The sequence below is a fragment of the Streptomyces sp. NPDC050448 genome (assembly GCF_040655295.1).
Lineage (GTDB): Bacteria > Actinomycetota > Actinomycetes > Streptomycetales > Streptomycetaceae > Streptomyces.
Map to the genome: position 1 here is coordinate 1 of NZ_JBFAJR010000056.1, position 11,304 is coordinate 11,304.

The window sequence follows — 11,304 nt, forward strand, 5'->3', positions numbered from 1 at the left end:
CGACTGGGCCGGGGTTCTGCCCGCCGGAGCGGCGTCCGCCCGCATCGACCTGCCGACGTACGCCTTCGAGCACCGGCACTACTGGCTCCAGCCGGCCGCCTCCGCGACCGACGCGGCATCGCTGGGACTCGCCGGGGCCGGTCACCCGCTGCTGGGCGCGGTCGTCGGCATGCCGAACTCGGCCGGCCTCATGGCCACGTCGAGCTGGTCGCTCCGGTCGCAGCCCTGGCTCGTGGACCACCAGGTGTCCGATGCCGTCGTGGTACCGAACGCGGCCCTGGTCGAGATGTCCATCCGGCTCGGCGACCTGGCCGCCGCTCCCGTACTCGACGTACTGACCGTCGACATGCCGGTGGTGCTGCCGCAGCGGGGCAGCCGCAGCATCCAGGTGATCGTCGGCGAGCCCGATGAGGCGGGACGGCGGTCGGTGGAGATCTTCTCCCGCGCCGCGGACGCCCCGCTGGACGCGCAGTGGACGCGGCACGCGCACGGCGCGCTGGCTCCCGCCGGCGCCACCGTGACCTCCGCGAACGACGGGCCCCTCACCGAAGTGGCCCTCGACGGCTCCGCTCTCCGTGACGCCGCCCGTTACGGGGTGCACCCCGCGCTGCTGGACGCCGCCGTCCGTACGGTCGTCCCCGACGGCATGCTCCCGTCCGTGTGGACCGGGGTGTCCCTGCTGGCCTCCGGCGCTGGCGCTCTGCAGGTGCGTCCGGGCGGGACGTCCGCGGAGGGAACCGGTCTGCAGCTGACCGACCCCACGGGGCAGCCCGTCATGACCGTCGACGCGGTACGCGGAACTCCGTTCTCCCCCGAACAGGCAGGGATCGCCGGTGCGTTGCCGCACGATGCCCTGTTCCGCGTCGAGTGGACCGAGTGTGCACTTCCCGCCCAGGACCGCTCCCTCGGCATCGTGACCGTCGCGACCGGCGAGGACGTCGCCGCTTCGGCCCGCTCGGCCACGTCGATTCCCGACGTCCTGCTGTACGAAGCCGAGGCTGAGGCGCAGGCCGCGGGCGCGGCGGACGCCGACCCCCGCGCATCGGTCAACGCGGCACTGGCCGTACTCCAGGCCTGGCTGGCAGAGCCCGCCCTGGCCGAGACCCGGCTCGCCGTGGTCACTGGGGACTGCGCCGGACTCGACGCCGCCGCGGTGTGGGGCCTGGTCCGCTCGGCCCAGTCGGAGCATCCGGACCGGATCGTACTGGCGGACCTCGACGACGTCTCCCGGTCAGCTCTGCCGGCCGTGGTGCTGAGCGGCGAACCGCAGATGAGGGTGCGGGAGGGCGTCGCGGAGGTGCCCCGGCTGATCCGCGTGGCCGGGTCGACGGACGGGTCGCTGCCCGAAGCCGGGCAGATCCCGCGTCCGCTCGACCCCGAAGGCACCGTACTGATCACCGGCGGCACCGGAACGCTCGGTGCCATGACGGCCCGGCACCTGGTCACCGCGTACGGCATCCGGCACCTGGTCCTGGCCGGCCGCCGCGGCCACGCCCCGGAACTCCACGACGAGCTGACCGCGATGGGGGCGTCCGTCACCATCGCCGCCTGCGACACGGCGGACCGGGCCCAACTCGAGGCGCTCCTGCGGGCGATACCGGCCGAGCACCCGCTCACCGCCGTGGTGCACTCCGCCGGGGTCCTGGACGACGGGGTGCTCACCGAGCTGACCCCGGAACGCGTCGACACCGTGCTGCGGCCGAAGGCGGACGCGGCGTTCCACCTGCACGAGCTCACCCGCGACCTGGACCTCTCCGCGTTCGTGCTGTTCTCCTCGGCCGCGGGCGTGCTGGGCAACCCCGGGCAGGCCAACTACGCCGCGGCCAACGCCTATCTGGACGCCTTGGCGCGACACCGGCGCGGCCTCGGTCTGCCGGCCGTCTCCCTCGCCTGGGGCTACTGGGCGACGGTCAGCGGCATGACCGAGCACCTGGGCGCCGCAGACCTGCGACGCAACCGGCGCATCGGCATGATCGGGCTCTCCGCGAGCGAGGGGATGGCCCTGCTGGACGCTGCCCTGGCCGCCGACGCGGGCACCGCCGACACGCTGGTGGCGGCGAAGTTCGACCTGTCCGCCCTGCGGGCGGCCGCGGCCGAGGCTCCGGTCCCGCCGCTGCTGCGGGGTCTGGCCCCGTCGCCGCGACCGGCGGCCCGGGCTGCCGCTCCCTCCGGGCCCGAGTCGCTGAGGGAGCGCCTCGCCGGTCTGGGTGATGCCGAGCAGACCGGGGCCCTGCTCGAACTGGTCCGGCGGCACGCCGCCGAGGTGCTCGGGCACACCACCGCCGATGCCGTCCACGCGGGCCGGACCTTCAAGGAGGCCGGATTCGACTCGCTGACCGCGGTGGAGCTGCGGAACCGGCTGGCCATCGCGACCGGGCTGACCCTCTCCCCGGCGATGATCTTCGACTATCCGAAGCCGACGGCGCTCGCCGAGCGCCTGCGCGCCAAGCTCTTCGGCGGTACGCCGCACCGTCCGGCTGAGCCCGGGGCGCCCGCCGGGACGACCGACGAGCCGATCGCGATCGTGGCGATGGCGTGCCGCTTCCCGGCCGGCGTGCACAGCCCCGAGGACCTGTGGCGGGTCGTGGCCGACGGGGTCGATGTCGTCACCGAGTTCCCCGACGACCGCGGCTGGGACACCGAGCGGGTCTTCAACGCCGATCCCGACCACGCCGGCACCACCTACGTACGCCATGGCGCCTTCCTCGATGACGCCGCCGGGTTCGACGCCGCGTTCTTCGGCATCTCGCCGAACGAGGCGCTGGCGATGGACCCGCAGCAGCGACTGCTGCTGGAGACGTCCTGGGAGGCGTTCGAACGGGCCGCGATCGACCCGACGACGCTGGCGGGCGAGGACGTCGGCGTCTTCGTCGGGGTCAACAGCCATGATTACAGCGTGCGGATGCACCAGGCGTCCGGCGTCGAGGGATTCCGCCTCACCGGCGGTTCGGGCAGCGTCACCTCCGGTCGTATCGCCTACCACTTCGGATTCGAGGGCCCCGCCCTCACGGTCGACACGGCGTGCTCCTCCTCCCTGGTGGCACTGCACCTGGCGGCGCAGGCGCTGAACCGGGGCGAGTGCTCCATGGCGCTGGCCGGCGGCGTGATGGTGATGGGCACCGTGGAGACCTTCGTCGAGTTCTCCCGGCAGCGCGGACTGGCCCCCGACGGCCGGTGCAAGGCGTTCGCGGACGGCGCGGACGGCACCGGCTGGTCCGAGGGCGCGGGGCTGCTGCTGGTGGAGCGGCTGTCGGACGCCCGTCGCCGCGGCCATCAGGTGCTGGCCGTGGTCCGCGGGTCCGCGGTCAACCAGGACGGCGCCTCGAACGGTCTGACGGCACCGAACGGTCCGGCGCAGCAGCGGGTGATCCGCAAGGCCCTGGCCCATGCCGGCCTCGGCACATCGGATGTGGACGCCGTAGAGGCCCACGGCACCGGTACGACGCTCGGCGACCCGATCGAGGCGGAGGCGCTTCTGGCGACCTACGGCCAGGACCGGCAGGCCGACCGGCCGCTGTGGCTCGGGTCCGTGAAGTCGAACATCGGGCACACCCAGGGGGCGGCGGGTGTCGCAGGCGTGATCAAGATGGTCATGGCCATGCGGCACGGCGTCCTCCCCAGGACGCTGCACGTGGACCGTCCGTCGTCCCACGTCGACTGGTCCGCGGGCGCCGTGGAACTGCTGACCGAGGCCCGCGACTGGCCGCGGAGCGGCCGGCCCCGCCGGGCCGGAGTGTCCTCCTTCGGCATCGGCGGCACCAACGCGCACGTCGTCATCGAAGAGGCCCCCGATCAGCCGGCGACTCCCGCGCCGCAGCCCGGGCCGGAGCCGGCAGGCGTCCTGGTACCGGTGCCCGTGTCGGCGCGGACGCCGGCCGGACTGCGCGGCCAGGCCGACCGGCTCGCCCGGTTCTTCGACGACCGGCCCGACGTACGCCTCACCGATGCCGCCCATGCGCTCGCCACCGCGCGTGCCCAACTCGACCACCGCGCTGTCGTCCTGGCGTCCGACAGGGAACAACTCTCCACCGGACTGAGCGCCTTCGGGCGCGGTGAAGCGAGCCCCGCCGTCGTCTCCGGCACCCCGACCACGGGCAAACTGGCCATCCTCTTCACCGGTCAGGGCAGCCAGTGGGCGGGCATGGGCCGCGAACTCGCGCAGACCTACCCGGTCTTCCGCGAGGCCTTCGCCGCCGCGTGCGCCGCCGTGGAAGAGCATCTGCGCGAGCACTCGGAGCGCCCGCTGCGCGACGTGGTGTTCGCCGCGCCGGGATCGCCCGACAGCGAACTGCTCGACCAGACCATGTACACGCAAGGCGCCCTGTTCGCCTTGGAGACCGCGCTGTTCCGGCTCTTCGAGTCCTGGGGGGTGCGACCGGATCTCGTCGCGGGCCACTCGATCGGAGAGATCACCGCCGCGCACGTCTCCGGAGTGCTGGGACTGGCCGAAGCGGGCAAACTGATCGCCGCCCGCGGCCGGTTGATGCAGGCCCTGCCCGAAGGCGGTGCGATGGTCGCCGTCCAGGCCACCGAGGCCGACGTCGCCCCCCTGCTGGCCCAGGCGCACGGTGTGGTCTGCGTCGCGGCGGTGAACGGCCCCGAATCGCTGGTGCTCTCCGGCGCCGAAGACGCCGTGCTCGCCATCGCCGGCGAACTGGCGAGCCGCGGCCGCAAGACGCGGAGGCTGCCGGTCAGCCACGCCTTCCACTCTGCGCTCATGGAGCCCATGCTCGACGAGTTCCGTACGGTCCTGGAGAGCCTGTCGTACCGGCCGGGTGTCCTTCCCGTCGTCTCCACACTGACCGGCGGCCTCGCCCGGCCCGGGGAGCTGTGCATCCCCGAATACTGGGTCGACGAGGCGCGGAACGCGGTGCGGTTCGGCGATGCCGTCATCTCGCTGCGCGACTGTGGAGCGACGACGTTCCTCGAGCTGGGCCCGGGAGGGGTCCTCGCCGCGATGGCGCTCGGCTCCCTCGGCGCACAGGAGCAGAGCTGCATCGCCACCCTGCGCAAGGAGGGCACGGAGGCCGCCGGCGTCCTGACCGCGCTCGCGGAACTGCACGTACGCGGTGTGACCGTGGACTGGGCGGCCGTTCTCGGCGGGCCGGCCACGGCGGCCGGGGCCGACCTGCCCACCTACGCGTTCCAGCACCAGCGGTACTGGGTCGAGTCCGACGAGACCGCGAGGGGCGGTGCGGAAGCGCTCGGCACCGCCGGCGCCCGGCACCCGCTGCTCGGCACCGTCATCGAAGTGCCGGGCGACGACGGCAACAGCGGCGTCGTGCTCACCGGGCGGCTGTCGCCGCGAAGCCGCGGCCGGCTCCCCGGCGCGACGGCGACGGACGGCGCCACGAGGATTCCGGCCGCCGTACTCCTGGAGATGATCGTCAGGGCCGGCAACGAGGTGGAATGCGGAAGCCTCGAACAGGTCGTCGTCGAGGTGCCTTTGACGGTGCCGGAGCACGGCCACGCCCAGATACGGGTGTCGGTGGACGGCCCGGGCCCGGACGGACGCCGCCGCGCCGCCGTCTACGGCCGGCCCCTCGACCCGGAGCAAGGGCCCTGGACGTGCCACGCACGAGCAGTGCTGGTCCCCGGAATGCCGCAGTCGTCCTTCGACCTGCGGACCTGGCCGCTGCCCGCAGACGGTGACGCACTCCTCCCGGGGGCGCACCGTGTGTGGCAGCAGGGCGGACAGACCTTCGCGGAGATCGCCCTCCCGGCCGAACTGGCCGATGAGGCTGCCGAGTTCACCCTGCACCCGGTGCTCGTCGACACCGCGCTGCGCGTCCTGGACGCCGGCATCGCCGCGGACCCGGCCACGGGCGGCGAAGACCACCGCGACCGCGACCTGTCCGACTGCACCGGCTTGGCGGTGTACGCGGAAGGCGCCGCCTCACTGCGGCTGCGGATCACGCCGACGCGGGACGGCCGCCATCTGCTGGAGCTCGCGGACTCGGCCGGCGACCCCGTCGCGGTCCTCGGCCCGTTGACCCTGGGCCCCCTGCCCGGAGCCGGCGCCGAAGAGCCCGTTGCGACGGACGGGCACGGCGCCTCCGCTGCCGATGAGCACACGCCGTCCGGGGCCCTCACCCGCCGCGTGGTGTCGCGGAGCGAAGGGGCCGGCGACGCGATCGCCGGCCGGCTGGCCGGGCTGTCAGCCGCGGAGCAGCACCGTGTGGTGATGGACATGGTCCGGGAGAGCACCGCACTCGTGCTCGGCCACCGCGAGTCGGACGGGTTCGACGAGGACCAGTCCTTCAAGAGCCTTGGATTCGACTCCCTCAGCGCGGTCAAGCTCTGCAACCGCCTGCGCGACTTCACCGGGGTGGACCTGCCCAGCACGCTGGTCTTCGACTATCCGACACTCACCCTTCTCACGGCCCACCTTCGGGAGGAACTGCTCGGCGAGTACCAAGCGGTGCCCGCCACGACCACGGCGGCGCCATCGGTTTCCGACGAGCCGATCGCGATCGTCGCCATGAGCACGCGGCTGCCGGGCGGAGCGGACAGTCCCGAGGAGCTGTGGAAGCTGGTGGTGGAGCAGCGGGACGCGGTGTCCGGCTTCCCGCTCGACCGCGACTGGGATCTCGAGGGGCTGTACCACCCGGACCCGGACCACCCGGGTACCAGCTACACCCGCTCGGGCGGGTTCCTCCACGAGGCCGCGCAGTTCGACGCCGGGCTCTTCGGGATCTCCCCGCGTGAGGCGCTGGCGATGGATCCGCAGCAGCGCCTGCTGCTGGAGACCTCCTGGGAGGCGCTGGAGCGGGCGGGCATCGACCCGCTGTCCGCCAAGGGCAGTGACATCGGCGTCTTCACCGGAATCGTCCACCACGACTATGTGTCCCGGCTCCGCCAGGTGCCCGAAGAGGTCCAGGGCTATCTCATGACCGGTACGGCGGCGAGTGTGGCCTCGGGCCGCGTGTCGTACGTGTTCGGCTTCGAGGGTCCGGCGGTCACGGTGGACACGGCGTGCTCGTCGTCCCTGGTGGCCATTCACCTGGCCGCACAGGCGCTGCGGCAGGGCGAGTGCTCCTTGGCGCTCGCCGGCGGCGCGACGGTGATGGCCAGTCCGGACGCCTTCATGGAGTTCTCGCGGCAGCGCGGCCTGTCCGCCGACGGCCGGTGCAAGGCGTTCTCCTCGGCGGCCGACGGCACGGGCTGGGCCGAGGGCGTCGGTGTGGTGGTGCTGGAGCGGCTTTCGGTGGCGCGCGAGCGCGGGCACCGGGTCCTGGCGGTCCTGCGCGGCAGCGCCGTCAACCAGGACGGCGCGTCGAACGGCCTGACCGCGCCGAACGGTCCCTCGCAGCAGCGGGTGATCCGCAAGGCGCTGGACACGGCGGGACTCACTCCGGCGGACGTCGACGTCGTCGAGGCGCACGGGACCGGCACGGCCCTGGGCGACCCGATCGAGGCGCAGGCACTGCTGGCCACGTACGGGCGGGACCGGGATCCGCAGCAGCCGCTGTGGCTCGGCTCGCTGAAGTCGAACATCGGTCATGCGCAGGCGGCTGCCGGTGTGGCCGGTGTGATCAAGATGGTCATGGCCATGCAGCACGGCGTCATGCCCGCCACGCTCCATGTGGACGAGCCCACGCCTCAGGTCGACTGGTCCGCGGGCGCGGTGGAGCTGCTGACCGAGGCACGCGAGTGGACGCGCAACGGCCATCCGCGCCGGGCCGCGGTCTCCTCGTTCGGGGCCAGCGGGACGAATGCGCACCTGATCCTGGAGGAGGCGCCGCCGCAGGAGGCGGAGCCCGTCTCGGACGAAGCAGCGCCCACTGGTGTGGTGCCGTTGGTGGTGTCGGCGCGGAGCGCCGGTTCCCTGGCCGGTCAGGCCGGGCGGCTGGCGGCGTTCGTCGAGGGCGCCGACGGTGTGTCGCTGCCGGGAGTGGCCGGGGCGCTGGTGTCGGGCCGGGCGGTGCTGGGCGAGCGTGCGGTCGTGGTGGCCGGCTCGGACGAGGAGGCGCTGGCAGGACTGCAGGCGCTGGTCCGGGGCGAGAGCGCGCCTGGTGTCGTGTCCGGCAGTGCCGGTTCGGGCAAGCCGGGCAAGGTCGTGTGGGTGTTCCCCGGCCAGGGCTCGCAGTGGGCCGGCATGGGCAGGGAGCTGCTCGACTCCTCGCCGGTCTTCGCCGAGCGGATCGCGGAATGTGCTGCCGCTCTGGAGCGGTGGGTGGACTGGTCGCTGATCGACGTCCTGCGCGGCGAGACCGAGCCCGAGCTCATGGAGCGGGTCGACGTCCTGCAGCCGGCCAGCTTCGCCGTGATGGTGGGCCTGGCGGCGGTATGGGCCTCGGCCGGAGTCAAGCCGGGCGCGGTGCTCGGCCACTCCCAGGGTGAGATCGCCGCTGCCTGCGTCGCGGGGGCCCTGTCCCTCGACGATGCGGCGCGTGTGGTGGCGCTGCGCAGCCAGGTCATCGCGAAGGAGCTGGCGGGCCGTGGCGGTATGGCGTCGGTCGCGCTGAGCGCCGACGACGCGGTCGCGCGGCTGGAGCCGTGGGCGGACCGGGTCGAGGTGGCCGCGGTCAACGGCCCGTCCTCCGTGGTGATCGCCGGTGACGCCGAGGCGCTGGACGAGGCGCTGGACGCGCTGTCCGGTGACGGTGTCCGGGTACGGCGGGTCGCGGTGGACTACGCCTCGCACACCCGGCACGTGGAGGACGTTCGCGACACGCTCGCCGAGGCACTGGCCGGGATCGACGCCCAGGCGCCGAAGGTGCCGTTCTACTCCACCGCGACCGGCGGTTGGGTGGCGGAAGCCGACGTCCTGGACGGCGGGTACTGGTACCAGAACCTGCGGGGCCAGGTGGGCTTCGGTCCGGCCGTGGCCGACCTGATGGGTCAGGGCCACGGGGTGTTCGTGGAGGTCAGTGCCCACCCGGTGCTGGTCCAGCCGATCACCGAGACCGCCGACGACACCGGGACCGACGCGGTGGTGACGGGTTCGCTGCGGCGCGAGGACGGCGGCCTGCGGCGGCTGTTCGCCTCGATGGCCGAGCTGTTCGTCCGCGGTGTGGCCGTGGACTGGACCGGCGTCCTCCCGCAGACGGAGACGTCCCGGCGAGTGGACCTGCCGACCTACGCGTTCGACCACCAGCGCTACTGGCTGCAGGAGGCGGAAGCGGCCACCGAGGCCGCCGACGCGGCCGAAGGCGCTGACTCCGACTTCTGGGCCGCAGTCGAGCGAGCCGATCTGGACTCCCTCGGCGAGTTGCTGGAGATGGCGTCGACCGACCAGCGCAGCGCCCTGGACACCGTCGTCCCCGCACTGGCGGAATGGCGGGGCAAGCGCCGCGAGCGGTCGACGGCGGAGAAGCTGCGCTACCACGTCACCTGGCAGCCGCTCGAGCGCGAAGCAGCGGGCGTACCCGGTGGCCGCTGGCTGGTCGTCGTACCGTCCGCACGTCCGGACGGCAGTGCGACCGGCGCCCTCCTGGAGGAGCTGACCGGTCTCGGACTGGGCACTGTCCTGCTGGAGGTCGGTGAGCCCGACCGTACGCGGGAGGGGCTCGCCAAGCGGCTGACCGGCGTCCTGGCCGAACACGACCTCACCGGAGTGCTGTCCCTGCTGGCCCTGGACGAGCGGACGGGCAGCGGTCTGCAGGACCCGACCGCGGTCACGGCGTCGACGCTCGCGCTGATCCAGGCCCTGGGGGACAACAACGCCACCCAGCCGCTGTGGTGCCTGACCAGGGGCGCGGTGAACATCGGCATCCACGACACCCTCACCTCACCGGTGCAGGCGTCGCTGTGGGGCCTCGGCCGCGCCGCCGCGCTGGAACGGCTCGACCGGTGGGGCGGACTGGTCGACCTGCCTGCCGTGAGCGACCCGCGTACGGCCCAGTACCTGCTCGGAGTGCTGAACTCCGCTGCCGACGAGGACCAGCTCGCGGTCCGGCGATCGGGTGTGTACACCCGGCGCCTGGTGCGCAAGCCCGTCCCGGAGTCCACCGGCGACGCCGGCTGGCAGCCCCGGGGCACGGTCCTGGTGACCGGCGGCGCCGAGGGACTGGGCAAGCACGTCGCGGTCTGGCTCGCGCAGGCCGGTGTCGACCGGCTCATCGTCACCACGACCGCGCAGGCATCAGACGCGATCGTGTCGGACCTGCGGGCCGAACTGGCCGGGCTGGGCGTCGCCACCACGGTGAAGTCGTGCGAAGACTCCGACCGGGACGCGATCGTGCAGCTGGTCTCCGAGGCGGCCGCGGAGCAGCCGGTCACGGCCGTGGTGCACGCCGCCGATGTCACGCAGACCAGCTCCATCGACGACACCGGAGTGCAGGACCTGGCCGGGGTGTTCGCGGCCAAGGTGGACACCGCGGTGTGGCTGGACGAGCTGTTCGAGGACACCCCGCTCGACGCGTTCGTGGTCTTCTCCTCGATCGCGGGTGTGTGGGGCGGCGGCGGCCAGGGTCCGTCCGGAGCGGCCAACGCCGTCCTCGACGCCCTGATCGAGTGGCGTCGCGCCCGTGGACAGAGGGCGACGTCGATCGCCTGGGGAGCCCTCGACCAGATCGGCGTGGGCATGGACGAGGCCGCCCTCGCCCAGCTCCGGCGCCGTGGCGTCCTTCCCGTGCCGCCCAGGCTGGCGGTCACCGCGATGGTGCAGGCGGTACAGGGCAACGAGAAGTTCGTGGCGGTGGCAGACATGGACTGGGGGGCCTTCATCCCCGCGTTCACCTCGGTCCGCACCAGCCCCCTGTTCGCCGACCTGCCCGAGGCGAAGAAGGCCCTCCAGGCCTTGCAGGGCGACGGCGAGAACAGCGACGCCGCCACGTCCCTCGCGGACTCCCTGCGGGCGGTCTCGGACACCGAACAGGACCGCATCCTGCTCCGGCTGGTCCGCGGACACGCCTCGACGGTCCTCGGCCACAGCGGCGCGGAGGGCATCGGCCCGCGCCAGGCGTTCCAGGAGGTCGGCTTCGACTCACTGGCCGCCGTCAACCTCCGCAACAGCTTGAACGCGGCCACCGGACTGCGCCTGCCCGCAACCCTCATTTTCGACTACCCCACCCCGGAGGCGCTGGTCGGATACCTGCGCTCCGAACTTCTCCGGGAAGCCGACGACGGCCCGGACGCGCGCGAGGACGAGCTCAGGCAGGTCCTGGCGTCCGTGCCGTTCGCCCGGTTCAAGGAAGCCGGGGTGCTGGACACCCTCCTCGGCCTCGCCGAGGCCGACACGGACGCGGACGCGCCGGAAGTGGAGCCGTCGGCGGCCGCCGCCGACGTGGAACTGATCGACGCCATGGACGTTGCCGATCTGGTGCAACGGGCCCTGGGCAAGACGAGCTGATCGCCTGT

The 11,304-nt window shown here is 73.2% G+C and carries 1 protein-coding gene; it reads left to right on the forward strand.

Annotated elements, in window-relative coordinates:
• The first annotated feature begins 151 nt into the window (after positions 1–151).
• On the forward strand, positions 152–11,296 hold the full coding sequence (locus AB0I68_RS36430) for a type I polyketide synthase (RefSeq protein WP_363181700.1): 11,145 nt from the start codon (positions 152–154) through the stop codon (positions 11,294–11,296).
• Positions 11,297–11,304 lie beyond the last annotated feature (8 nt).